General features: G+C 66.8%; 19 protein-coding genes. 11 read left to right on the top strand and 8 right to left on the bottom strand.

Annotated elements, in window-relative coordinates; all coding sequences use genetic code 11:
- Positions 1–95: 95 nt before the first annotated feature.
- Both fabB and fabA read right to left on the bottom strand, forming a co-directional pair.
- Positions 96–1,304, bottom strand: coding sequence for a beta-ketoacyl-ACP synthase I (gene fabB, locus EO139_RS12365; protein WP_119128306.1), 1,209 nt, complete (start codon positions 1,302–1,304; stop codon positions 96–98).
- Positions 1,304–1,819, bottom strand: a complete 516-nt coding sequence (gene fabA / locus EO139_RS12370; RefSeq protein ID WP_104649437.1) for a 3-hydroxyacyl-[acyl-carrier-protein] dehydratase FabA — start codon at positions 1,817–1,819, stop codon at positions 1,304–1,306. The genes fabB and fabA overlap by 1 nt, the downstream gene beginning before the upstream one ends.
- A gap of 337 nt (positions 1,820–2,156) precedes the next feature.
- On the opposite strand from fabA, the gene dinB reads away from it, so the two are divergent.
- From dinB to EO139_RS12395, 4 genes are all read left to right on the top strand, one after another.
- Complete coding sequence (gene dinB, locus EO139_RS12380) at positions 2,157–3,236, top strand: DNA polymerase IV (protein ID WP_104583272.1); 1,080 nt, start codon at positions 2,157–2,159, stop codon at positions 3,234–3,236.
- 181 nt (positions 3,237–3,417) lie between these two features.
- Positions 3,418–4,098: a phosphoglycolate phosphatase gene (locus EO139_RS12385; RefSeq protein ID WP_104649375.1), complete on the top strand. Its 681-nt coding sequence runs from the start codon at positions 3,418–3,420 to the stop codon at positions 4,096–4,098.
- Between the two features lie 369 nt (positions 4,099–4,467).
- On the top strand, positions 4,468–6,711 hold the full coding sequence (locus tag EO139_RS12390) for a TonB-dependent siderophore receptor (RefSeq protein ID WP_126970875.1): 2,244 nt from the start codon (positions 4,468–4,470) through the stop codon (positions 6,709–6,711).
- A 91-nt stretch (positions 6,712–6,802) separates the two neighbouring features.
- Complete coding sequence (locus tag EO139_RS12395) at positions 6,803–7,717, top strand: alpha/beta hydrolase-fold protein (protein WP_126970947.1); 915 nt, start codon at positions 6,803–6,805, stop codon at positions 7,715–7,717.
- A 118-nt stretch (positions 7,718–7,835) separates the two neighbouring features.
- Here the strand turns inward: EO139_RS12395 and EO139_RS12400 are convergent, their stop codons facing one another.
- The gene (locus EO139_RS12400; protein WP_104583274.1) at positions 7,836–8,228 is read right to left on the bottom strand and encodes a TfoX/Sxy family protein; all 393 of its coding nucleotides are present in this window, start codon (positions 8,226–8,228) and stop codon (positions 7,836–7,838) included.
- On the bottom strand, positions 8,225–8,707 hold the full coding sequence (locus EO139_RS12405; protein WP_126947103.1) for a GAF domain-containing protein: 483 nt from the start codon (positions 8,705–8,707) through the stop codon (positions 8,225–8,227). Before EO139_RS12405 ends, EO139_RS12400 begins: the two co-directional genes overlap by 4 nt.
- A 117-nt stretch (positions 8,708–8,824) precedes the next feature.
- Between EO139_RS12405 and bioD the strand changes: the two genes are divergently transcribed.
- Complete coding sequence (gene bioD / locus EO139_RS12410) at positions 8,825–9,499, top strand: dethiobiotin synthase (RefSeq protein ID WP_126970877.1); 675 nt, start codon at positions 8,825–8,827, stop codon at positions 9,497–9,499.
- A gap of 311 nt (positions 9,500–9,810) precedes the next feature.
- Here the strand turns inward: bioD and EO139_RS12415 are convergent, their stop codons facing one another.
- A complete protein-coding gene (locus EO139_RS12415; protein WP_104583276.1) occupies positions 9,811–10,146 on the bottom strand; it encodes a phasin family protein in 336 nt (111 codons plus the stop codon).
- A 192-nt stretch (positions 10,147–10,338) separates the two neighbouring features.
- On the bottom strand, positions 10,339–10,692 hold the full coding sequence (queD, locus tag EO139_RS12420; protein ID WP_039529685.1) for a 6-carboxytetrahydropterin synthase QueD: 354 nt from the start codon (positions 10,690–10,692) through the stop codon (positions 10,339–10,341).
- Between the two features lie 282 nt (positions 10,693–10,974).
- Between queD and EO139_RS12425 the strand changes: the two genes are divergently transcribed.
- Complete coding sequence (locus EO139_RS12425) at positions 10,975–13,596, top strand: TonB-dependent receptor (RefSeq protein WP_126970879.1); 2,622 nt, start codon at positions 10,975–10,977, stop codon at positions 13,594–13,596.
- A gap of 104 nt (positions 13,597–13,700) precedes the next feature.
- Positions 13,701–15,986, top strand: coding sequence for a transferrin receptor-like dimerization domain-containing protein (locus EO139_RS12430; protein WP_126970881.1), 2,286 nt, complete (start codon positions 13,701–13,703; stop codon positions 15,984–15,986).
- Positions 15,987–16,133: 147 nt separating this feature from the next.
- Here the strand turns inward: EO139_RS12430 and EO139_RS12435 are convergent, their stop codons facing one another.
- Positions 16,134–17,522, bottom strand: coding sequence for a DEAD/DEAH box helicase (locus EO139_RS12435; protein ID WP_104649381.1), 1,389 nt, complete (start codon positions 17,520–17,522; stop codon positions 16,134–16,136).
- A 308-nt stretch (positions 17,523–17,830) separates the two neighbouring features.
- On the opposite strand from EO139_RS12435, the gene EO139_RS12445 reads away from it, so the two are divergent.
- Positions 17,831–18,889: a fumarylacetoacetate hydrolase family protein gene (locus tag EO139_RS12445; protein ID WP_206515146.1), complete on the top strand. Its 1,059-nt coding sequence runs from the start codon at positions 17,831–17,833 to the stop codon at positions 18,887–18,889.
- Between the two features lie 43 nt (positions 18,890–18,932).
- Entirely contained in the window at positions 18,933–19,595 is a 663-nt protein-coding gene (gene maiA, locus EO139_RS12450; RefSeq protein ID WP_126970883.1) for a maleylacetoacetate isomerase, read from the top strand.
- 1,001 nt (positions 19,596–20,596) lie between these two features.
- Here the strand turns inward: maiA and EO139_RS12455 are convergent.
- The gene (locus EO139_RS12455; protein ID WP_104583280.1) at positions 20,597–21,730 is read right to left on the bottom strand and encodes a PilT/PilU family type 4a pilus ATPase; all 1,134 of its coding nucleotides are present in this window, start codon (positions 21,728–21,730) and stop codon (positions 20,597–20,599) included.
- A 98-nt stretch (positions 21,731–21,828) separates the two neighbouring features.
- Between EO139_RS12455 and EO139_RS12460 the strand changes: the two genes are divergently transcribed.
- On the top strand, positions 21,829–22,212 hold the full coding sequence (locus EO139_RS12460; protein ID WP_039525328.1) for a DUF4398 domain-containing protein: 384 nt from the start codon (positions 21,829–21,831) through the stop codon (positions 22,210–22,212).
- A complete protein-coding gene (locus tag EO139_RS12465; RefSeq protein WP_115677892.1) occupies positions 22,209–23,099 on the top strand; it encodes a hypothetical protein in 891 nt (296 codons plus the stop codon). The genes EO139_RS12460 and EO139_RS12465 overlap by 4 nt, the downstream gene beginning before the upstream one ends.
- Positions 23,100–23,304 lie beyond the last annotated feature (205 nt).

Here is a 23,304-nt window from a genome sequence, read left to right on the forward strand (position 1 = left end):
CGGGATTGGAGGATCGGGAGCGGGGTGTGCCAAGCGCGCGCTCTCGGCCCACCGCCCCCAATTTCCGGTTCCGCGCGGCGCCTTGCGCCGTGCCACTACACCCGGCCGAACACCAGCGCCGCGTTGGTGCCGCCGAAGCCGAAGCTGTTGGACATCACCGTGTTCAACGTGGCGTCCCGGGTCTGCCGCAGGATCGGGAAGCCTTCGGCGCGCGGGTCGAGTTCGTCGATATGCGCCGAGCCGGCCATGAAGCCGTCGCGCAGCATCAACAGGCTGTAGATCGCCTCGTGCACGCTGGCGGCGCCCAGCGAATGGCCGGACAGCGCCTTGGTCGAGGACAGCGGCGGCACGTTGTCGCCGAACACCTCGCGCACCGCGCCCAGTTCGGTGACATCGCCCAGTGGCGTGGAGGTGCCATGGGTGTTGAGGTAGTCGATCGGCTGCGTCAGGCCGTGCATGGCCATGTGCATGCAGCGCACCGCACCTTCGCCGCTGGGCGCGACCATGTCGGCGCCATCGGAGGTCACGCCATAACCGAGCAATTCGGCATGGATGTGCGCGCCGCGCGCGATGGCGTGGTCGTAGTCCTCCAGCACCAGCATGCCACCGCCGCTGCCGATGACGAAGCCATCGCGCTGCGCATCGTAGGGGCGCGAGGCCACCGCCGGGCGGTCGTTGAAGCCGGTGGACAACGCGCCCATCGCATCGAACATCACGCTCATGGTCCAGTGCAGTTCTTCGCCGCCGCCGGCGAACATCACATCCTGCGCGCCATGCCGGATCAGATCGGCGGCCGCACCAATGCAATGCGCCGAGGTCGCGCAGGCCGCCGACAGCGAATAGCTCAGGCCGCGGATCTTGAACGCGGTTGCCAACGAGGCGGAGACCGACGAGCACATCGTGCGCGGCACCATGTACGGGCCGACCTTGCGCACGCCGCGGTTGCGCAGCAAATCGGCGGTTTCAACCTGCCACTGGCTGGACCCGCCACCGGAGCCGGCAATCAGGCCGGTGCGCAGGGCGCTGACCTGCTCGGCATCCAGTCCGGCATCGGCGATCGCATCGCGCATGGCCAGATAGGCGTAGGCCGAGGCATCGCCCATAAAGCGTTTGAGCTTGCGGTCGATCAGGCTGTCCAGATCCAGCGCCACCGCGCCGCCCACCTGGCTGCGCAGGCCGGCCTCGGCATGATCGGGCAATGCGGTGATGCCCGAGCGGCTCTCGCGCAAGGCGCTGGAGACGGTGTCCAGATCATTGCCCAGACAGGACGTGATGCCCATTCCGGTGACGACGACACGACGCATCAGAAATTCTCCGTTGAGGTGAACATGCCCACGCGCAGATCGTTGGCCGTGTAGATTTCGCGCCCGTCCACCAACATGCGTGCATCGCTCTGCGCCATCACCAGCTTGCGGTTGATCACGCGGCTGACATCGATTTCGTAACTGACCAGTTTGGCGCTGGGCAACACCTGGCCGGTGAACTTGACCTCGCCGCAGCCCAGTGCGCGGCCGCGGCCTGCGGCACCGATCCAGGTGAGGAAGAAGCCGGTCAGCTGCCACATCGCGTCCAGGCCCAGGCAGCCGGGCATCACCGGGTCGTCGATGAAATGGCAGCCGAAGAACCACAGGTCCGGGCGCACGTCGAGTTCGGCGCGGATCACCCCCTTGCCGTGCGCGCCGCCGCTGTCGCTGATCTCGGTGATGCGGTCGAACATCAGCATCGGATCGTTGGGCAGGCGGGCACTGTCGGGCCCGAACAATTCCCCGCGCGCGCTGGCCAGCAGCTGGTCGCGCGAGTACGCACTTTGACGAGTCATGACGAACGTTTCCTGCAAGAAGCGAAAGGCGAGGCGGGCAAGGGTGCATGAGGGCGCGCGGTTCAATCAAACGTTTTATCCGTACGCATGCGTGCTGTTTTCAGCCGCGCGCGCAGTGCAGCAAGTGCGTTGTGCCGACAATAGCGAGCGCAGGCGATGGCATCCGGCCAAGCGCGGTCAGGCGTGCGTACTCGGGGCAGGACGCTGGGGAAAAGAGACAGCGGCGGGTCCTACCGACGCTTGCGTCCGTTCGCGCCCGGGCTGCCTGACCTGGCGCAAGGCGTGAGACGCGGCTGATTTATCATTGCCGGTACGCTTTCGAAGAGATGCCAGCTTGATGCGCAAGATCGTGCACGTGGACATGGATGCGTTCTACGCGTCCGTGGAGCAACGTGACGACCCATCGCTGCGTGGCAAGCCGGTGGTGGTGGCCTGGCGCGGTGCGCGCTCGGTGGTGTGCGCAGCCTCGTACGAAGCGCGCACCTATGGCATCCGTTCGGCCATGCCGGCGCTGCGTGCCGAGCGCCTGTGTCCGGATGCCGTATTCGTGCCGCCGGATTTCGCGCGCTACAAGGCGGTGTCGCGGCAGGTGCGCGAGATCTTTCATCGCCATACCGATCTGGTCGAGCCGCTGTCCCTGGACGAGGCCTATCTGGACGTCACGCAGGCCAAGACCGGCATGCAGCTGGCCACCGAAATCGCGCAGCTGATCCGCACCCAGATCCGCGAGGAAACCCGGCTCACTGCATCGGCCGGCATCGCACCGAACAAGTTCCTGGCCAAGATCGCCTCGGACTGGCGCAAGCCCGATGGGCAGTTCGTCATCGCGCCCAGTCGCGTGGATGCGTTCCTGCTGCCGCTGCCGGTCAACCGCATTCCCGGCGTGGGCAAGGTGATGGATGGCAAGCTGGCGGCGTTGGGGATCGTCACCGTGGCCGATCTGCGGCTGCGTCCCCTGGAAGAGCTGCAAGCGCATTTCGGCAGCTTCGGGCAGAGCCTGTACCGGCGCGCGCGCGGCATCGACGAGCGCCCGGTCGAGCCGGATCAGGAGGTGCAGTCGGTGTCCTCGGAAGATACCTTCAGCGAGGACATCGCGCTGGAGGCACTGGATCCGCACATCCTGCGCCTGGCCGAAAAGACCTGGCTGGCCACGCGGCGCACCGAGCGTATTGGGCGCACCGTGGTGCTCAAGTTGAAGACTTCCAACTTTCGCATCCTGACCCGCTCGTACACGCCGGATCAGCCACCGGCCTCGCTGGAGGCATTGGCGGAGATCGCGCTGGCGCTGACCCGGCGCGTGGAGTTGCCCGACGACACACGCTATCGCCTGGTCGGTGTGGGCTTGAGTGGTTTCAGCGACGCAGAAGCGGGCGCGGTACAAGGCGAGTTGTTCGGCGAGATGCCGCAGGCACAGTGAGTGCGCGTGCCGTACCCGCGTTGCTGCGGGCGTGGCGTGCAGCGTGCAGCGATGACGGCAGCCACGCGCGCCTGCGCACCTGCATCGGCGCCTGCATCGAACATCTGAGGCGCGCCACGGTGACGCGCCCTGAATCCCGTCGCTCGTACACTGCAGGCCGCTCCCCAACGAGAATGTGCGCATGTTTCCGTATCCGCTGGTGATCTTCGACCTGGATGGCACGCTGGTGGACAGCGCACCCAATATCGCCGAAGCGCTCAATGCCACCTTGCAGGAACTCGGGCTGCAGCAGTTCAGCGAGGCGACGATCCGCAGCTGGATCGGCGAAGGAGTGCACGTGCTGCTTGCCACCGCCTTGCGCGAAGCCGGCGGCACGCACGATGCTGATACCGAGATGCCGGTGATGATGCGTCACTACCAGGCCAGCCTGCTGCACAACCCGCAGCTCTATCCCGGTGTTGCCGAGGCATTGGCCGGCCTGCGCCAGGCCGGTGCCACGCTGGCGTTGTGCACCAACAAGCCCGCTCGCTTCATCGCGCCGCTGCTGGAGCATCTTGGCATCGCTGCGCATTTCAGCAGCGTGCTCGGTGGCGATTCGCTGCCGCAGCGCAAACCCGATGCGGCGCCGCTGCTGCACCTGGCCAGCCAGTTCCGGCTCACCCCGCAGCAGTGCCTGATGGTCGGCGATTCGGCCACCGATGCGGCGGCGGCAAACGCTGCGGGGATGCCGCTGGCGATGGTGCGTTACGGCTATCTGCGCGGCTTCGATGTGCAGGGCGCCGGGGCGGTGGCGATCATGGATGACATGCGCGAGCTGCTTGCCTTGAAGCAGAACGCGCAAGGGGATCGGCACCGGGTATAGGCAGCGTCCAGCATGGCTTGCAGCAGCAATGCCGCACTCGGCTCGCCGCCCTGGATCAACGTCGCAGGCATGAAACCGGCAGCGTAAGCCAGCCGGCATGCGCACCTGTCTGCAGTGGTGCGCAGCGCCTTGCGACAAAGCGCTGCTCTGGTTCCGCCAGTGCCGCATGCCGCTCCGCTAGCGCGTTCGTTCCATTTGAGAATGAATCGCATCCGTGTAGAATGTGCGGACAATTTTGACTGCGTCAGCGCCTGGCAAGCACATCATGCGCCTGCTGCACGCAGCTTCCCCACGTATCACCTCAAGCCGTCGCCAGAGGTCCATCGCCTGTCGAGAGGTTTGAGAATGTCCGCATCACGCCGGTCATGGATGTCTGCGTCTGCACGTCGGCCCGTGTTGTCCCACCGTCAGCTGGTGCTGGCCATTGCGCTCGGCTGTGGCAGCGGCATCTGCAGCGCATCGGCCGAAGACGCCGCGGCCGAGCCGCAGTCGCTGGACACCGTGCACGTCACCGCCGCGCAGATCGCCCGCCAGGCCCTGGGGTCATCGGTCATCACCGCCGAGGACATCGAACGGCGTCCGCCGGTCAACGATCTGTCGCAGTTGCTGCGCACCATGCCGGGCGTCAACCTCACCGGCAACAGTGCCTCCGGCCAGTACGGCAACAATCGCCAGATCGATCTGCGCGGCATGGGCCCGGAAAACACGCTGATTCTAGTCGATGGCAAACCGGTGGGATCGCGCGATGCGGTGCGCATGGGCCGCAGCGGCGAGCGCAATACGCGCGGCGACACCAACTGGGTACCGGCCGAAGCGGTGGAGCGTATCGAAGTGCTGCGCGGCCCGGCGGCGGCACGTTATGGCTCCGGTGCCTCCGGCGGCGTGGTCAACATCATCACCAAGAAGCCCACCGGCGATCTGACCGGCTCGATGAGCATGTTCGGCCTGGTGCCGCAGCACAGTGCCGAAGGCGGCGGCCAGCGTGCCGGCTTCCAGCTCAGCGGACCGCTGAGCGATACGTTCTCCTTCCGCCTGTATGGAAACCTCAACAAGACCGATCCGGATTCGCTGGAGCTCAATCGCCGCTTTGCCAGCAGTGCCGCCGCGGTGCCGCCGGCCGGGCGCGAGGGCGTGCGCAACAAGGACATCAACGGCCTGCTGCGCTGGGATCCGGTCGAAGGCCAGGTGATCGAACTCGATGCCGGCGTCAGCCGCCAGGGCAATCTGTATGCCGGCGATCGTGCGGTCAGCGCCGATGGCCTGGCCGGTGCCGACCTGGGCGCCTTGTTCGGCAGCGAAACCAACACCATGATCCGCCGCACCGCCTCGCTGACCCATCGCGGCACCTGGGCGCTCGGCACCTCGCGCCTCACCGCCGCCTATGAAGGCACCGACAACACCCGCCTCAACGAAGGCCTGGCCGGCGGGCCGGAAGGCTCCATTGCCGCCAGCCTGCTCAACTCCACCGCCACGCTCGACAATCTCAACATCGACGGCGAGTTCAACCTGCCGCTGCAGGCCTGGGCCGAGCAGGTGCTGACGCTGGGCTTCGAGCGCCGCCAGAGCCGCCTCAGCGATGCGTATTCGATGTCGCAGACGGTGAGCGCCGGCGGCGGCTTTCCCGGTCTTGCCAATGGCACGCGCAGCCCGCGCAGCGAGGCCACGCTCAGCGCGGTGTATCTGGAAGACAACATCTACGCCAGCGAGCGGCTAACGCTGACCCCGGGTGTGCGGCTGGATCACCACAGCCAGTTCGGCAACAACCTCAGCCCCAGCCTCAACGTGCAGTACAAACTCAGCGAAGACTGGTTGCTCAAGGGCGGCATCGCGCGCGCCTTCAAGGCACCCAACCTGTACCAGTCCAACGCCAATTATCTGTATTACACGCGCGGCAATGGCTGCCCGGTGCTGTTCCCCAATCTCGGCTCGGGCTGCTATATCCAGGGCAACGACGATCTCGATCCGGAGACCAGCATCAACAAGGAAATCGGCATCGAGTGGGCGCCGCAGACCGGTCACCATGCCTCGCTCACGTATTTCCACAATGCCTACGACGACAAGATCGTCGCCGGAATGGTGCCGGTCGGGGTCACGGTCGACCGGCGCGGGCAGGTGTTCCAGTGGACCAACGCATCGGAAGCGATCGTGCAGGGGGTGGAAGGCAATCTCACCCTGCCGCTGCTGGGCGAGCAGGGCCGCGTGTTGAAGTGGAATACCAATGTCACCTACATGATCGAGAACAAGAACACCGCGACCGATCAGCCGCTGTCGGTGATCCCGGAATACACGGTCAACACCACGCTGGATTGGCAACCGACCCAGGCCTTGTCGTTGCTGCTCACCGGCACCTTCTACGGCAAACAGGAATCGGCCACGCAATCGAGCACCAGCGGCGGCGCCATCGCCCCCGACTCGCGCGACCCCTACGATCTGTGGGGCGTCAGTGCGCGTTACCGCATCACCCGCAAGGTCAGCGTGGGCGTCGGTGTGGACAACCTGTTCGACACCCGTCTGTTCCGCGAAGGCACCAACAACACCAGCGGTGCAGCGGGTGCAGCTACCTACAACGAGCCCGGTCGCGCGTATTGGGCGAGCCTGAGTTTCGGTTTCTGACAGCAATGCGGCAGCGCGCGCGAACGTGGGCGCACGACGAGGAGAACATGCAGTGACGCGACGTGATTCCTGGTGGCTTGCCTGTGCCGGCGTGCTGACGTGGATCGTCGGCACGGTGCCGGCTTTCGCACAGCCGGACCTGAGCCGCACGATCGGCAGCACTGTCGCCGATCGCCCCAGTGCCTCGTATGTCTTCAGCGCATTGCGCCTGGATTCGGCCGATGGCCAACGCCATTACCGCGTGCGCATTGCCACCCCCAAAGCGGCGCCACCGCCGGCGGGATATCCGGTGGTGTATCTGCTGGATGGCAATGCGGCATTGATGGAACTGGATGAGCGCCTGCTCGACAGCCTGTCCACCCACGGCGATGCGCCGGTGCTGGTGTTCATCGCCGACGACAGCGCATTGCGCATCGATGCGGTGGGGCGCAGCCTGGACTACACGCCTGCGCGCTACGACGACGGGCGGGTGGAAACCGATCCGCTGAATCCACAGCGCAGGACCGGCGGTGCGGCGGCATTCACGCAGCTGATCGCCACACGTATTCGCCCGCAGGTGGAAGCGCGCGTGGCGGTGGATCGTCAGCGGCAGACGCTCTGGGGCCATTCGTATGGCGGGCTGTTCGTGCTGCAGGTAGTGCTGACGCAGCCGCAGCTGTTCCAGCACTATGTCGCGGTCGATCCGTCGCTGTGGTGGGGCGATGGGTTTATCGTGCAGCAGGCGCAGCGAGTGGTCGAGCAAGCCTGGGACGCCTCGGCAGACATACAGCAAGCCACGCGTCGTCTGACGCTGCTGGCAGGCGAGGGCGGAGCACCGGCGAACCCTGCAAGACCGGATCGTCCGAGGCGGCCGCGTGCAGATCCACGTGCCGCACAACACCTCGTAGCGCTGCTGTCGGCGTTACCGGGCCTCACCGCCGAGTACCGACCGCTGCCCGGCCTCAGCCATGGCCAGACGCTGGGTGCATCGCTGGCACCGACGTTGCGCGATGCAGCGGCGCGTTGACGACACTCCATCAAGCAGGCGATCGAAGCGACGCCGCGCTGGGCATCAACAGGTGCGCTCTCGCCGATCGCAGCGCTGGCGACGCACGCATGCGGCGGCGGCCACCCGGCACAGGCGCTCAGTCGTCGTGCGTCTGGCCCAGGTCCGCAGCGTCGTCGGCAGCCTCGATCAGGTCGCCATGTGTGTCGTCGTTATCGGCACGTGCGTAGTGCACGGTTTCCACCGGCCCGGCGACCGCGCGGCCGCGCACCGGCAACAGCGCGCTCGCCGCTTCGTATTCGGCCAGCAAGGCATGCCGGCGCGCTTCCGGCACGTCCTGCCAATGGCAGTCGGTCAACGCGCCTTCCAGCGAATACAGCAGGTTGAGACTGGGCTTGAAGCCGGCGCGGCGCACCTTGACGAATGCGCCCACCGCGCCTACCGCCTGCAGATCCTGCTGCGTGCGCAGGCCGACCTGGCGCAGCCACGCTGCACTTTTCGGGCCGATGTTGCGCAGCCGTTCGGTGGTCACGTCAGCGCGCCGACAAAGACCTGCGCAATGGCTTCCAGGCCGCGCTGATCGTCGGCGTCGAAGCGATCCAGCTCCGGGCTGTCCAGATCCAGCACGCCGATCAGCACATCGCCCTTGACCAGCGGGATCACCAGCTCCGAGCGCGAGGCCGAATCGCAGGCGATATGCCCGGGGAAGGCATCCACGTCGGCAATACGCTGACTCTGCCGGGTGCTGGCGGCCGCGCCGCACACGCCCTTGTCCAGCGGAATGCGCACGCAGGCCGGCAAGCCCTGGAACGGCCCCACCACCAGCTCGCGGCCGTCGTAGAAATAGAAGCCCGCCCAGTTGAGCGACGGTAGCGAATTGAAGATCAGCGCAGCCAGGTTGGCGGCATTGGCGATCCGATCCGGCTCGCCGTGCACCAGTGCCTGGGCCTGGGCGGTGAGCTGGGCGTATTGTTCCGGCTTGCTGCCGGTCAGCGAAGAGGTGGCGAACATGGCCGAAGTTTAGCAGCGGCCGTCCGCAGCGGCATTGCGACTCAGCCGCGCGTTCGGATCCGCACGCTATGCTGCGCGCCCCCACGGCAACCGCGGCGCGGCCGCAGGAACACACGCATGCAGCTTCCGGCGTTGTATGTCACCGGCACCGACACCGGCATCGGCAAGACCATGGCCAGCACCGCGCTGCTGCACGCACTGCGCGCGCAAGGCCGCACGGCGGTGGGCATGAAGCCGGTGGCCAGCGGTTGCGAAAACACACCGCAGGGCTGGCGCAACGAGGACGCGCTGGCGCTGCAGGCCGCCAGTGCCCCGCAACCCCACTACGCCACCCTCAATCCCTATGCCTTGCCGGCACCGCTGGCACCGGAACTGGCTGCCGCCGATGTCGGTGTGACCCTGGCGCTGGAGCCGATCGCCCAGGCCTTCGCGCAACTGCGTGCGCAGGCCGAGGTGGTGGTGGTGGAAGGTGTCGGCGGCTGGGCTGCGCCGTTGAGTGCCGAGCTGGACCAGGCCGACCTGGTGCGCGCGCTCACGCTGCCCGTGGTGCTGGTGGTTGGCATCCGGCTGGGCTGCATCAATCACGCACGCCTGACCGCTGCGGCGATCGCCGCCGACGGGCTGGACTGCATCGGCTGGATCGCCAACGAGATCGACCCGCAGATGGAGCGCATCGAGGAGAACATCGGCATGCTGCACCAGCGCCTGGCGATGCCGTGCTGGGGCCGGATCCGCTGGGCACCCGGTGCCGACGCCGCCCGCCAGGCGCAAGGGCTGCAGCTGCCAGCCTAGTTAGAGGCGGTCATTGCATGTTCTGCTGTTGCGGACAGGCTCTTCATCGGCCCGGGCTGCGGCCCGCGCGCGCGGCCGTAGAGATCACGGCCGTGCTTCACCTCGCCGCGCCTGCACTTCCGGCAAATGGGCGGTGCGCCGTCGTTCCCGTGCACCCGGCTCCGTACGCTGACTGCGGCGGCCGCATGCCGGCGCTGGATCGAAGACGCCCGCACAGAAAGCAATAAAAAAGCCCGACAGAGGGAGGGATCTGTCGGGCCGGATTGCATGGGGGGAGGGACCCATGCAAAGACGCTGAATGTTGGCGGCCGTTACCTGCGCCGGTTCTTGCCTGTTGCGCCGGCCTGTTCGCTGCCGGTGTCGAACTGCTGCTTTGCAAACTGTCCAAGCTCGCTGGACATCTTCAATCCCATCCCGACCACTTCCTGATTGGCCGAAGCCAGGCGTTCCAGGTTGTCGCGGGCCAGTTGCAGGCCTTTTGGCCAGAGCGTCTGGTAGGCACCCAGGTCGCGTGCCTGCGCAAACTCACCGAAAAACGTGGTGGTTGCGTTGACGTTCTGCTCCAGCGTGTCCAATGCCAACTGGTTGGCACGTGCTGCGACAGAGGCGAACTGACTGGTGAAGCTGTTTTCGAACTGCGCCGACATTGCGAACCCCTCGGGGAAAGCCGTGACCGTTTGTTGCGTTGCAGCATACGCGGATATTGCTGCGATGCAACACGTTTGCTGAAAATTTCCGAAATCGCCCGGAAAATGGCGTGGAATCAATCAATTATCCGTGCCCCACAAATGGCAAGGCCGCCCGGGAGGCGGCCTTGGGTCACAGACTGCGCTACGTGATCACCCGCGATAGCGGCAGCCGGAGGTGCAGGTTTCGTGCACCACGATCTCGCTCAACTGCGGCAGCGCCGGCTTGAGCTGGTTCCAGATCCAGATCGCCAGCCGCTCGCTGGTCGGGTTTTCCAGCCCCTCGATGTCGTTGAGGTAATGGTGGTCCAGGCGGTCGTAGATCGGTTGGAAGGCGGCCTTGATGTCGCCGAAATCCATGATCCAGCCGGTCTCGGCACCGGGTTCGCCGCTGACGTGCAGCTCGACCCGGAACGAATGCCCGTGCAGGCGGGCGCACTTGTGGCCGGGCGGCACATTGGGAAGCCGATGCGCGGCCTCGAGCGTAAAGACTTTGAAGATATCCATGCGCGCCATTGTAAGTGCGCTGGTGCCTGCCGGCTGCTCCGATCGCGGCGACACACCGGACTGGTGCGCCCGCGTGGCATCCACAACATGGGTTGGCCGCAGGCCGCAACGCGCTGGAGCGCCACACCCGGCCGCACAAAGTCCAACGCGTCCTACCGCGTCTGGCCAACGGCGTGTCTCACCGCGCGTCATATCTCTATGCAGATCTGTAATTTTTGTTAATCGATTGCGCGTGGCCCACTGCAACACCCCCATTCATGGAGGCCGTGCGTGAAGCGCCCGATGCCTTATCTGCTGTCCGCTGCCGTTCTGTCCGCGCTGATTCCCCTCGCCCATGCCGATGACGCGACACCCGGCGCGGGCAAGACCCTGGCCACCGTCAGCGTCACCGGCTCCAACATCAAGCGCACCGATAGCGAAGGCCCGAACCCGGTGCAGGTGATCGACCGCCAGCAGCTGGAGCAGTCCGGCAAGGTCACCGTCGCCGACGCGCTGCGTGCGATCTCGGCCAACACCGGCAACGCCACCAACGAAACCACCAACAACGGGTGGGCCTCCGGCTCGGCGGGCATCGGCCTGCGCGGGCTGTCGCAGAAGAACACGCTGGTGCTGCTCAACGGACGCCGCCTGGCCAACTACGGCTTTCCTGCCAATGGCCTGGGCGACACCTTCGTCAACCTCAATGCGCTGCCGCTGGTGGCGGTGGAACGCATCGAGGTGCTCAAGGACGGTGCCTCCGCCGTATACGGCTCCGATGCGGTGGCCGGCGTGGTCAACATCATCACCCGGCAGGATTTCCAGGGTGCCGAGCTGGGCTTGAGCGGCGGCAGCTCCGATCAGGGCGGCATGGATACCCAGCGTGCCAAGTTCATCGGCGGCATCGGCGACCTGGACAGCGACGGCTACAACATCCTTTTCAGTTTCGACGCCTACAACCGCGACCGGCTGGATCAGGACCAGCGCGCGCTGACCCGCTCGGGCATCTACACCGACCTGCCCGGCGGGCGCTGGAACGGCTGGTCGGCCAAGGGCGCGCGTTACCTGGTCGGTGGCCGCTCGGTGCCGATGCTGGATGCGCAACGCAACTGCCCCGCCGGGACTGTGCTCACCGCCAGCGCACCGATCGACGGCCTGGCCGGCGACACCTGCGGCTTCAACCAGGCCGCGTTCACCACGCTGATCCCCTCGACCAAGCGCTATCAGGCCTACACCAACGCCACCTTCCGGCTCAGCGACACCGTCGAAGCCTTCGGCGAGGCGCTCTACAGCGAGGTCAAGGGCGTGTCGATCTTCGGCTCCAGCCCGTACTTCACCCTGGAGGGCGGCCGCTTTGCATTGAATGCCAGCAGCGGGCTGGCCGAGCCGGTGTCCAACCTGCTGCCGGCCTCCAGCCCGTACAACCCGTACGGCAGCGCGGTGCCGATCGAATACACCTTCTTCGACCTGGGCCAGACGCTCAAAACCAATCGCTCGCAGTCCTACCGCTTTCTCGGCGGCGTGCGCGGCAAGACCGAGCGCTGGGACTGGGAAGCGGCGGCGTTCGCCGCGCGCAGCACCGAGCATGAGACCGTCTCCGGCGGTTTCGCCAATCGCTTCACCCTGGCGCAGGCGCTGGCCGACGGCAGCTACAACCTGCTCGACCCGTCGGCCACGCCGCAGTCGGTGATCGACGGCATCAACCTCAGCACGCTGCGCCCTGCGCAATCGACCTTGCGCGGCGTCGATGCCAAGGTGTCCGGCAACCTGTTCGAGCTGCCGGCCGGCAGCGTCGGGTTCGCCGCCGGCGCCGAGTGGCGGCAGGAGGAACTGGTCTCGCGCAATCCCTGGCAGATCGACCAGGGCCTGCAGATCCGCCCTGCCATTGCCGCGGTGGATGGCGAGCGCAGGGTGTCGGCGCTGTATGCCGAGGTCAACCTGCCGCTGCTGCAGTCGCTGGAACTGCAGCTTGCCGGGCGCGGTGATCATTACAGCGATTTTGGCGAGGCGTTTTCGCCCAAGGCCAGCCTGCGCTGGCAACCGCTGGACGCCGTGCTGGTGCGCGCGGCCGCCTCGCGCGGCTTTCGCGCACCTTCGCTGTCGGAGAATGCGGCCAGCACCAATATTTCCTACGGCTCGGTGGTCGACCCGTTCGATCCGGACGTGCCGGGCTCGCGCCAGAATCCGACCTTCTTCACCGTCGGCAACACCGCGCTCGAACCCGAGCGCACGCGCAGCTACAACCTTGGCGTGGTGCTGTCGCCGTGGGCCGACACCAGCCTGAGCGTGGACTGGTACAAGATCGAGCTGGAGAATCTGGTCGGCACCGGCAACAACGCCACCATCGTGCAGAACAACGACCCGGCCGACGTCATCCGCGACGCGCGCGGCACGCTGGTGGCGGTGTACAACCGCTACCAGAACCTCAGCGAACTGACGACCTCGGGGATCGATGTGGAACTGCGCCAGCGCTGGCGCACCGAAGCAGCTGGCAACTTTGGCCTCAACACCGCCTATACCCACGTGCGCGATTACCGTCGCCCCACCGTGGTCGGTGGCCCGTTGCAGGATTACGCCGGCAGCAATCTCGGCCCGTCGCTGCCACGCAACAAGGCCACCACCACGCTGGACTGGAACCTGGGCACCGTCAGCGCCGCACTGACCTGGTACTACACCGGCGGCTACGACCAGAAGGCCAGCGCCGCGGCCAGTGCGGTGCAGTCGCGCGTGGGCGACTACAACCAGTTCGACCTGTATCTGGGGTACACCGGGATCGACAAGCTCACCCTGTATGCCAAGGTCGAGAACCTGGCCGACAAGCAGCCGCCGGTGGATGCCTCGTTCCCGGGCATTCGTGCCCCTTACGACTTCACCCAGTACGACCTGCGTGGGCGCTACTTCACCGTGGGCCTGGACTATCGATTCTGATCGGCACACGCACGGCCCATGCACGCCCGTGCGATGGTGCGTGCTCCAGCGTGCTGTCTCAACCCAATCGCCGTTCGCCCCCGGACACTCTTCAAGGAACTCCGATGACGTCTTCGCAGCATGCCTGGCTGCTCGCCCTGGCCTTTGTCGCACCTTCCCTCGCCGCCCAACCTGCGGCCCAACCCGTTGCGCTGCCGGGTTACGACGCCGCTGCCGCACAGGCGCAGCGCGCGCTGGAAGCGCGTTTCGATAGCGGCCTGAAGGACGCCGATTATCGTGGCTGGTTGAAGCAATGGGCGTCGGCGCCCAATCACGTTGGCGCGCCGCACAACCTGGAGAACGCCCGCGATCTGCAAAACCGCTTGCGCGGCTACGGGTGGGACGCGCGCATCGAAACCTTCCAGGTGCTGTGGCCCTCGCCCAGGAGCTCGCAGCTGGAACTGCTCGGGGCCAAGCCGTATGTCGCACGTCTGAAGGAGCCGCCGCTGCCAGGCGACAGCACCTCCACTCAAACCGAGAACGTCTTGCCGCCCTACGTCATCTACGGCGGCAATGGCGATGTCACCGGCGACCTGGTCTACGTCAATTACGGCATCGCCGAAGACTACGAAGCGCTGGCGCGCAACGGCGTGGACGTGCGCGGCAAGATCGTCATTGCCCGCTACGGCAAGGGCTGGCGCGGGCTCAAGCCGCGGCTGGCGCAGGAGCATGGCGCGATCGGCGCGATCATCTATTCCGATCCGCGCGACGACGGGTATTTCCAGGATCGGGCCTATCCGGATGGCCCGGCGCGCAATCAGTGGAGCGTGCAACGCGGCTCGGTCGCCAATTTCGCCATCTATCCCGGCGATCCGCTCACTCCGGGCATCGGCGCCAGCAAGGGCGCCAAACGCCTGAAGATCGACCAGGCCGGCAGCGTGTTGAAGATCCCGACCCTGCCGATCAGTTGGGGCGACGCGCAGCCCTTGCTGGCCGCGCTGGGCGGGCCGGTGGCACCGGAGGACTGGCGCGGCGCGCTGCCGATCACCTACCGCATCGGCGGCGGCGACACCGCGCGCGTGCATCTCAAGGTGGATGCGGAGTGGGGTAGCAAGACCATCTACAACGTCATCGCCACCCTGCGCGGCAGCGAGTATCCGGACCAGTGGGTGGTGCGCGGCAATCACCGCGACGGCTGGGTGTTCGGTGCGGCCGATCCACTCTCGGGCACCACCGCCTTGCTGGCCGAAGCCAAGGCGATCGGCGAGCTGGCCAGGCAGGGGCAGCGCCCCAAGCGCACGCTCGTCTATGCCAGTTGGGATGGCGAGGAGGCCGGACTGCTCGGCTCCACCGAATGGGCCGAACAGCACGCCGACGAACTGCGCCGCAAGGCGGTGCTGTACGTCAACACCGACGGCAACGGGCGCGGCTTTCTCAATGCCGGCGGCAGCCATGCGCTGCAACGCCTGGTCAACGGCGTGGCGGCGGACCTGCGCGATCCCGACAGCGGCGTGAGCGTGCTCGAACGGCAACGCGCCCGCGCCCGTATCGATGCGCTGGCGGCCACCGCCAAGCCGGCGCAGAAGGACATCGCCAGGCAGGTCGCGGCCGGCGGCGACGTGCCGCTCAAGGCGCTGGGCTCGGGCAGCGACTACAGCCCGTTCCTGCAGCATCTGGGGCTGACCACGCTGGATCTGGGCTATGGCGGGCAGGGTGGCGGCAGCGGTGTCTATCACTCGCTGTACGACTCCTACGATTACTTCGCGCGCTACATCGATCCGGATTTCAGCTATCTGCCGCTGTTGTCGCAGACGGTCGGCCGCACGGTGCTGCGCGTGGCCAACGCGCCGGTGTTGCCGCAGCGCTTCGGCGACTTCGCCGATGCGGTGGCCGGCTATGCGCAGGAACTCAAGCAGCAGGCCGACAGCGACCGCACTGCCGCACGCACCCAGGCCGAGTTGTTGCAGGCCGGCGCCTATGCGGCTGTCGACAACCCGAACCGGCCGCAACGCGCACCGGAGCCGAAAGCCGCGGTGCCGCAGATCGACTTCGCTGCACTGGAGCAGGCGATTGCCCGCCTGCAGGCCAGCGCCAAGCGCTATGACGATGCACTGGCATCGGGCGGCGGCGCCTTGGATGCACGCGCGCGCGGCAAGCTCAATGCATCGCTGCAGCGCATCGACCAGACCCTGCTGGCCGAAGGCGGTCTGCCGGGCCGGCCGTGGTACCGCAACCTGATCTACGCCCCCGGCCTGGCCACCGGTTACGAGGTCAAGACCCTGCCCGGCATCCGCGAAGCGCTGGAAGACCGGCGCTGGGAGGATCTGAGCGCCTATATCGTGCAGACCGCTGCGGTGCTGGATCGGTATCGCGAGGCGATCGATCGCAATACGGCGTTGATCGAGGGTTAGGGACGTGACGGACTGCGTCGGGTGTCTACGCGCAGTCCTGTTCGCACCGCATCGCCTGCGCCGTGCCCACAAAAAAAGCCGCCCCGAGGGGCGGCTTTTTCAGTGCAACGCAGACCTGGGCGCCGGTCGTGCCGGCGCACGGGATTTTCAGCGCGTGCCGCCCGGACGCTGACCGCCACGGCCGCCATCGCGACGGCCTGCGCCGGCACCGGCAGCAACACCGGCCTGACGCGGACCGCTGCTGCGCTGGCCACCGGGCTTCTTCGGGCCGGCATGCGCATGCGCCTGACGCGGTGCATCGCCATGCGGACGACGCGCGTGGCTCTTGCGCGGCGCGCGATCGCCACCCGGCTGCTCGGCACGCCCCGGCGCGCTATTGCCCCAACGGATCGGGGTCTGCGGCTCGTAGCCCGGCACGTCGCGGATTTCCACATCGCGGCCCAGCATGCGCACGATCTGGCGCAGCAGCTTGGCTTCGTCCTGCGCCACCAGCGAGATCGCCTCGCCGGTGGAGCCGTTACGGCCGGTGCGGCCGATGCGGTGCACGTAGTCTTCGGCCACCATCGGCAGGTCGTAGTTGATGACCTTGGGCAGCTGGTCGATGTCGATGCCGCGCGCGGCGATATCGGTGGCCACCAGCACGGTCACGCGGCCGGCCTTGAAGTCGCTCAGCGCACGCATGCGCTGGCCCTGGCTCTTGTTGCCGTGGATCGCCGCGGTCTTGATGCCGGACTTCTCCAGGAACAGCGCCAGCTTGTCGCTGCCATGCTTGGTGCGGGCGAACACCAGGGTCTGCTCGCGGCTGTCCTGCGCCAGCAGGTGCAGCAGCAGGTCGCGCTTGCGCGCGCCATCGACCGGGTGCACGCGGTGGGTGATGCTCTCGGCCACGGTGTTGCTCGGGGTGACCTGGATCTGCATCGGGTTGCGCATGAACTCCAGCGCCAGCTGCTTGATGTTCTCTTCGAAGGTGGCCGAGAACAGCAGGGTCTGGCGGTCCTGGCGCGGCAGCTTGGTCAGGATGCGCTTGATCGAGGGCAAAAAGCCCATGTCGAGCATGCGATCGGCTTCGTCCAGGATCAGCACTTCGATGCCGGACAGGTCCACGCTGCGACGCTCGATATGGTCGATCAGCCGGCCCGGGCAGGCGATCAGCAGGTCCACGCCACGACGCAGCGTGTCCAGCTGGTTGCCCATGCCCACGCCGCCGTAGATCACCGCGCTGGGGATGCGCAGGTACTTGCTGTAGCCGCGCAGGCTGTCGTGCACCTGGGTGGCCAGCTCGCGGGTGGGGGTCAGGATCAGCGCGCGCGGCTTGCGCGGGCCGTTGACCGGCTGCGGCGAGGTGCCCAGGTGCTGCAGCAGCGGCAGGCCGAACGCGGCGGTCTTGCCGGTACCGGTCTGTGCGCCGGCCAGCAGGTCATGGCCTGCCAGCACCAGCGGGATCGCCTGCTGCTGGATCGCAGTGGGGGTTTCGTAGCCCTGCTCGGCCAACGCGCGCAGCAGGAAGGGCGCCAGGCCCAGGGATTCAAAAGACATCAGGAAGCTCCAAGTAAAGCGTCGCCACCAGGACAGGCCCGGAGCGCAAACGCATTGCAGATGCAAAAAGGTGAGGCTCGGAGCGTTCCCGTGAACCGCGCTGCGAGATGGTGGAACAACCCAATCAAGGAACGATGGGTTTGTCGGCACCACGAAAGGCGTCGGGTGGGGCGGGCGAGCGGATCGATCGATCCTGGCCTCGCCGGCTGTCCCTAAGGGAAACGGACGGCCGCATGCAGACCGGGCCAGTGTACGCGCGTTTGGCGCGCTGCACAAAAGGCCAGTTCCCCGGTTGGGCTACGGGTCAGTTGTTTCAGGTGCAACCACCCTTGTGGCAGGCCGTACAATCGACCGATCAGCCACAGCATTGGATGGTCATGAAGCTAGGTTCCCTGAAGGAAGGCGGCCGCGATGGCAGCCTGATCGTGGTCGCGCGCGACCTGCGCACCGCGGTTCGCGCCACCGGCATCGCGCCCACGCTGCAACGCGCGCTGGAAGACTGGAGCAATGTCGCGCCGCGCCTGAATGCCTTGTCGGCCTCGCTCAACGAGGGCAGCGCCGATGGCGTGTTCGACCTGGATCTGCAGGCGCTGGCCGCACCGTTGCCGCGCGCCTACGAATTCGTCGATGGCAGCGCCTACCTGCCGCACGTGGAGCGCGTGCGCCGCGCGCGCAATGCCGAGGTGCCGGAGAGCTTCTACACCGACCCGCTGATGTACCAGGCCACCAGCGCCGGGTTCTACGGCCCGCGCGATGCGATCAAGGTGATCAGCGAAGACCACGGCATCGACCTGGAGGCCGAAATCGTGGTGATCACCGACGATGTGCCAATGGGCGCCTCGCCCGAGCAGGCCGCCGCGCATATCCAGCTGGTCGGCCTGGTCAACGACGTGTCGCTGCGCAACCTGATTCCGGCCGAGCTCGCCAAGGGCTTTGGCTTTCTGCAATCCAAGCCGCGCTCGGCGCTGTCGCCGGTGTTCGTCACCGTCGATGAGCTGGACGAGGCCTGGCGCGACAACAAGGTGCACCTGCCGCTGGTCACCCACGTCAATGGCGCCTGGTTCGGCGCGCCGGAAGCCGGCAACGACATGCAGTTCGACTTCGCCCAGCTGATCGCCCACGCCGCCAGGACCCGGCCGCTGTCGGCCGGCACCATCGTCGGCTCCGGCACCATCGCCAACCAGGACACCACGCTGGGCGCCTCGTGCTTTGCCGAACAGCGCGTGGTGGAAACCCTGCGCGACGGCGCGCCGCGCACGCCGTTCCTGTCCTTCGGCGACGTGGTGCGGATCGAGATGGTCGCCGCCGATGGCGCCAGCATCTTCGGTGCGATCGAACAACGCGTCGAACGTCAGCCGCTGCCATGACATCGGCGCGTGTGCACGCACAACAGCGCATGCGGGGCCGGGCATGAGTGCGCCACTGGAATTGTTCTCGTACTGGCGCTCCAGCGCCGCGTACCGCGTGCGCATCGGCCTGCAGCTGAAGGCGCTGGCCTACCTCGCGCATCCGGTGCATCTGGTGCGCGATGGCGGCGAGCAACACGCCCCGGCGTATGCGCAGCTCAACCCGCAGGAACTGGTGCCGACGCTGCGGCACGGTGCGGTGGTGGTTCCGCAGTCGCTGGCGATCCTGGAATATCTGGAAGAGGCGTTCGCGGACACCACGGCCCTGCTGCCGGCTGCGCCGGCCGAGCGCGCCCGCGTGCGCGCCCTGGCGCAGCTCATCGCCTGCGATGTGCATCCGCTCAACAATCTGCGTGTCACCCAGCTGCTGGAGCGCGCGTTCGCGCTGGACGTCGCGCAACGTCAGCACTGGACCCGGCACTGGATGCAGCGCGGGTTCGCCGCGCTGGAAACGCAACTGGCGCGCGATGCGCACACCGGGCGCTTCTGCCATGGCGATACGCCAGGCCTGGCCGATTGCGTGTTGATTCCGCAGCTGTACAACGCGCATCGCTTCGAGGTCGATCTGGCGCCGTATCCGACCTTGCAACGCATCGAGCAGGCCTGCCTGGCGCTGCCGGCCTTCGATGCGGCACGGCCGGAAATGCAGGTGGATGCGGTGGCGTGAGGGCAGGGTATCAAGCCCTCATCCGCCCTGCGGGCACCTTCTCCCGCCGCGCGGGAGAAGGGTATGCCGGGCACCGACACGCTGGCGGCCGGCCAGGTACTCCCGGGAACTGGCTCGCCGCTGGTGCATCAGGGCCCTCATCCGCCCTGCGGGCACCTTCTCCCGCCGCGCGGGAGAAGGGTATGCCGGGACACCGACACGCTAGCGGCCGGCCAGGTATTCCCGGGAACTGGCTCGCCGCTGGTGCATCAGGGCCCTCATCCGCGCTGCGAGCACCTTCTCCCGCCGTGCGGGAGAAGGGTATGCAGGGGAGCCGACGCGTCAGCTTCCGGCCAGGCATTCCGGGCGAATGGCTCGCCGCTTTGCACGACCGCTGATCCTGGTGTCGCCATCAATGAGAGGAGAGGCTCGCAACGCCGGTCGAGGTGCTTCGGAGAGCGCCGTAGTGAGGGCCTTGGAGAAACGCAGGATGCGCTCTGCAGAAGCGGATGACGTGCTTCGGAGCAGGTGAGGCGCTCTGGAGAAGCCGGATGATGTGCTTCGAAGTAGGTGAGGCGCTCTGGACAAGCCGGATAATGTGCTTTGGAGCAGGTGAGGCGCTTTGGACAAGCCGGATGACGTGCCTCGGAGCAGGTGAGGCGCTCTGGAAAAGCCGGATGATGCGCTTCGGAGCAGGTGAAGCGCCCTGGAGAAGCCGGATGACGTGCTTTGGAACAGGTGACGCTCTAGAGAAGGCAGGTGATGTGCTTTCGAGCGGGTGATGTGCCTGGAGAAGGCAGCAGTGCTGGAAAAGGTGCCGCCGACCGCGATGGTGCCCGCCCTGAGCCCTTGGGTGACGTTCCGGTGTTACCGACGTGTTTCTCCTTCTCCCGCGGGCGGGAGAAGGTGGCGCGCAGCGCCGGATGAGGGTGCCTGCGGCAGCGCCAGCACGCCGGAAAACCCAGCGCCGGCAGTCGTGATCCATCAGTGCTGCCGCATGCCGCGTCTCGCTACCGAATCCATCAGATAAAGCCGTGGCTTATCTTCGGTGCCGCTGCCGTTTCGTAGTCCGCATACGGGTCGTGCTCGCCGGAGCCGCCCTCGGACAGGCGGAACTTCAGCGCCAGCCCGTCGCGCGAGTCGGCCGCGCGCAGCGCTTCCTCCTGCTCGATTTCGCCGGACTTGACCATGCGGAACAGGCACTGGTCGAAGGTCTGCATGCCTTCTTCCAGCGATTCTTCCATCGCCTGCTTGACCTCGTGCACCTGGCCGCGGCGCAGCAGGTCGCGGATCATCGGCGTGTTGAGCAGTACCTCGGTCGCCGGCCGGCGGCGTCCGTCCACGCCCTTGACCAGGCGCAGCGACACCACGGCGCGCAGATTCAGCGCCAGGTTCATCAGCACGTTCTTGTGCGCGCTCTCGGGAAAGAAATTGAGGATGCGCTCGATGGTCTGGTCGGCATTGTTGGAGTGCAGCGTCGCCAGGCACAGGTGGCCGGTCTCGGCGAAGGCGATCGCCGCCTCCATGGTCTCGGCGTCCAGGATCTCGCCGATCAGGATCACGTCCGGCGCCTCGCGCATCGCGTTCTTCAGCGCGCTCTGGAAGGCATGCGTGTCCAGGCCCACCTCGCGCTGGTTCACGATCGACATCTTGTGCTTGTGCAGATACTCGATCGGGTCCTCGATGGTGAGGATGTGCCCGGTGGTGGTGCTGTTGCGGTGGTCGATCATCGAGGCCAGCGAGGTCGACTTGCCCGAGCCGGTCGAGCCGACCACCAGCACCAGCCCGCGCGGGGTCATGATGACGTCCTTGAGCACCTGCGGCAGGTTCAGCTCTTCGATGCTGGGAATCCGGCTGCGGATGGCGCGGATCACCATGCCCACCTCGCCACGCTGCTTGAACACGTTCACGCGGAAGCGGCCGGCGTCCTGCAGGGCGATGGCCATGTTGAGTTCCAGCTCGCGCTCGAACTGCGGCACCTGGCCTTCGTCCATCAGCGAGTAGGCGATTTTCTTGACCATTCCCGGCGGCAACCCCGTATTGCCGAGCGGGTAGAGCTTGCCTTCGATCTTGATGTACACCGGCGCGCCGGTGGTCAAGAACATGTCCGAGGCATTCTTCTCGGTCATCAGCTTCAGGAAGTAGCCGATATCCATGCGCAATGGTTCCCCAACAAACAGCAGCGTCTCGTTGCAAGTACGCCGCAGGCTTCCGACAATGGCCGTGCTCGAGACTTCTCGCTACGGCTCCCCTAATGACGGCTAGCTTCGCATACTTGCGGCGATCCCTGTATGGCATCGCCTGTTTCATGGTTCTTTCCTCTCCTGCTGCTGCCCAGGTGGCACCGGAGCTCACCGCCGCCGAACAGGCCGTGCAACGCGCCACCCAGGCCGATGCCGACCAATACGCCCCCGACCTGGTCAACCTGGCCCGCCAGGAACTGATGCAGGCCCAGCAGGCGCAACTGGACAAACGCCAGCGCAAGCAGGTGCCGCAGATCGCCTTGCGCGCAGCGGCCGACGCCGACCTGGCCAAGGCGCGCAGCGAAGAGGCGGTGGTCACCGCCCAGCTGGAACAACGCCGCAAGGAAGTGGCGCAGCTGCAGAACAGCCTCAACACCGGGGAGGCCGGCCGATGAAACTGCGTCCGCTCCTCTATCTTGGTGTGCTGAGCCTGGCCACGCTGCCGCCGCTGGCGATGGCAGCCAAGGACGACCCGCAGGCCGATGCGCTCAACCGGCGCCTGGCCGCGCTGCAGAACGACCCGCAGACCAACGACCTGGCCCGCTACGAGCGGCTGCAGGCGCAGCAGAGCGTGGCGGCGCTGGCCGAGGCCAAGCGCCGCGACCGCGACGAACTGGTGTTCCTGGCTGACCGCCGGGTCGAAATCGCCGAACTCACCGCCCGCACCGCGCTGGCGCGGCGCGAACTGGATCGGCTGGAGGGCACCCGCAACGACCTGCTGATCGAAGCCAGCCGCCGTGACGCCTCGCGTGCGCGCCAGGAGGCCGAGCGTCTGCGCGTGCAGGCGCAGATCCAGGCCGAGGAGGCCGAGCGCATGCGGCAGGCGGCCGAGCAGGAGACCCTGGCCCGCCAGGACGCCGAGCTGGCGCTGACCAGCGTGGCCGGCAAGCAGACCGCCAAGCTCAATGCGGCCCAGCAAAAGGCCGTGCAACTGGCGCACGAAGAAGCCGAGCTGGTGGCCGGGGCCAAGTTGCCATCCGCCAGGTTCGACAGCCGCGGCGAAGTATTTTCGTTGGGCAGTGGCGCGTTTGGTGGCAAGGCGGCGCTGTCCGGCGATGCCGCAGGGCAGGCCAAGGCGCTGGCCGAATACCTGAACATCGGCAAGAAGGGCCGGGTCAGCATCGTCGGCTACGACAGCGATGCGGCCACGGCCAAGAAGCGGGCCGAAGCGCTGCGCGACGCGTTGGTGGCTGCCGGCGTTGCCAGTGCGCGTCTGCAGGTCAATGGCACCAAGGCCGCCGCCAGCAAGACGCGCGCTGCCGAGGTTGTTGTCTCGCCGTGATGCAAGTGGTTGGAAGTTAAGGTCTTTTAACCCGGGCATGACGCCCGGTTGAACCGCGGTCACTGATTGGCACAGGGAACGGCAAAAGCGGCCGTTCCGGCCTTGAACCCCCTCCGCGACCGGCGTAGGGTCGTACTCCCGGGCAGCACTCCGCTGCCTGGACGTACGGAGGGCCGGGCCAGTGACGCAAGGGCACGCATCAACG

It is taken from the genome of Xanthomonas sp. BRIP62411, from assembly GCF_003993525.1.
Classification (GTDB): domain Bacteria; phylum Pseudomonadota; class Gammaproteobacteria; order Xanthomonadales; family Xanthomonadaceae; genus Xanthomonas; species Xanthomonas euroxanthea.

What these genes read in the sequence shown, in the direction of transcription:
- fabB (WP_119128306.1), bottom strand. Translation starts at nt 1,304, where the DNA reads ATGCGTCGTGTCGTCGTCACCGGAATGGGCATCACGTCCTGTCTGGGC.
- fabA (WP_104649437.1), bottom strand. Translation starts at nt 1,819, where the DNA reads ATGACTCGTCAAAGTGCGTACTCGCGCGACCAGCTGCTGGCCAGCGCG.
- dinB (WP_104583272.1), top strand. Translation starts at nt 2,157, where the DNA reads ATGCGCAAGATCGTGCACGTGGACATGGATGCGTTCTACGCGTCCGTG.
- EO139_RS12385 (WP_104649375.1), top strand. Translation starts at nt 3,418, where the DNA reads ATGTTTCCGTATCCGCTGGTGATCTTCGACCTGGATGGCACGCTGGTG.
- EO139_RS12390 (WP_126970875.1), top strand. Translation starts at nt 4,468, where the DNA reads ATGTCTGCGTCTGCACGTCGGCCCGTGTTGTCCCACCGTCAGCTGGTG.
- EO139_RS12405 (WP_126947103.1), bottom strand. Translation starts at nt 8,707, where the DNA reads ATGTTCGCCACCTCTTCGCTGACCGGCAGCAAGCCGGAACAATACGCC.
- bioD (WP_126970877.1), top strand. Translation starts at nt 8,825, where the DNA reads ATGCAGCTTCCGGCGTTGTATGTCACCGGCACCGACACCGGCATCGGC.
- EO139_RS12415 (WP_104583276.1), bottom strand. Translation starts at nt 10,146, where the DNA reads ATGTCGGCGCAGTTCGAAAACAGCTTCACCAGTCAGTTCGCCTCTGTC.
- queD (WP_039529685.1), bottom strand. Translation starts at nt 10,692, where the DNA reads ATGGATATCTTCAAAGTCTTTACGCTCGAGGCCGCGCATCGGCTTCCC.
- EO139_RS12425 (WP_126970879.1), top strand. Translation starts at nt 10,975, where the DNA reads ATGCCTTATCTGCTGTCCGCTGCCGTTCTGTCCGCGCTGATTCCCCTC.
- EO139_RS12430 (WP_126970881.1), top strand. Translation starts at nt 13,701, where the DNA reads ATGACGTCTTCGCAGCATGCCTGGCTGCTCGCCCTGGCCTTTGTCGCA.
- EO139_RS12435 (WP_104649381.1), bottom strand. Translation starts at nt 17,522, where the DNA reads ATGTCTTTTGAATCCCTGGGCCTGGCGCCCTTCCTGCTGCGCGCGTTG.
- maiA (WP_126970883.1), top strand. Translation starts at nt 18,933, where the DNA reads ATGAGTGCGCCACTGGAATTGTTCTCGTACTGGCGCTCCAGCGCCGCG.
- EO139_RS12455 (WP_104583280.1), bottom strand. Translation starts at nt 21,730, where the DNA reads ATGGATATCGGCTACTTCCTGAAGCTGATGACCGAGAAGAATGCCTCG.
- EO139_RS12460 (WP_039525328.1), top strand. Translation starts at nt 21,829, where the DNA reads ATGACGGCTAGCTTCGCATACTTGCGGCGATCCCTGTATGGCATCGCC.
- EO139_RS12465 (WP_115677892.1), top strand. Translation starts at nt 22,209, where the DNA reads ATGAAACTGCGTCCGCTCCTCTATCTTGGTGTGCTGAGCCTGGCCACG.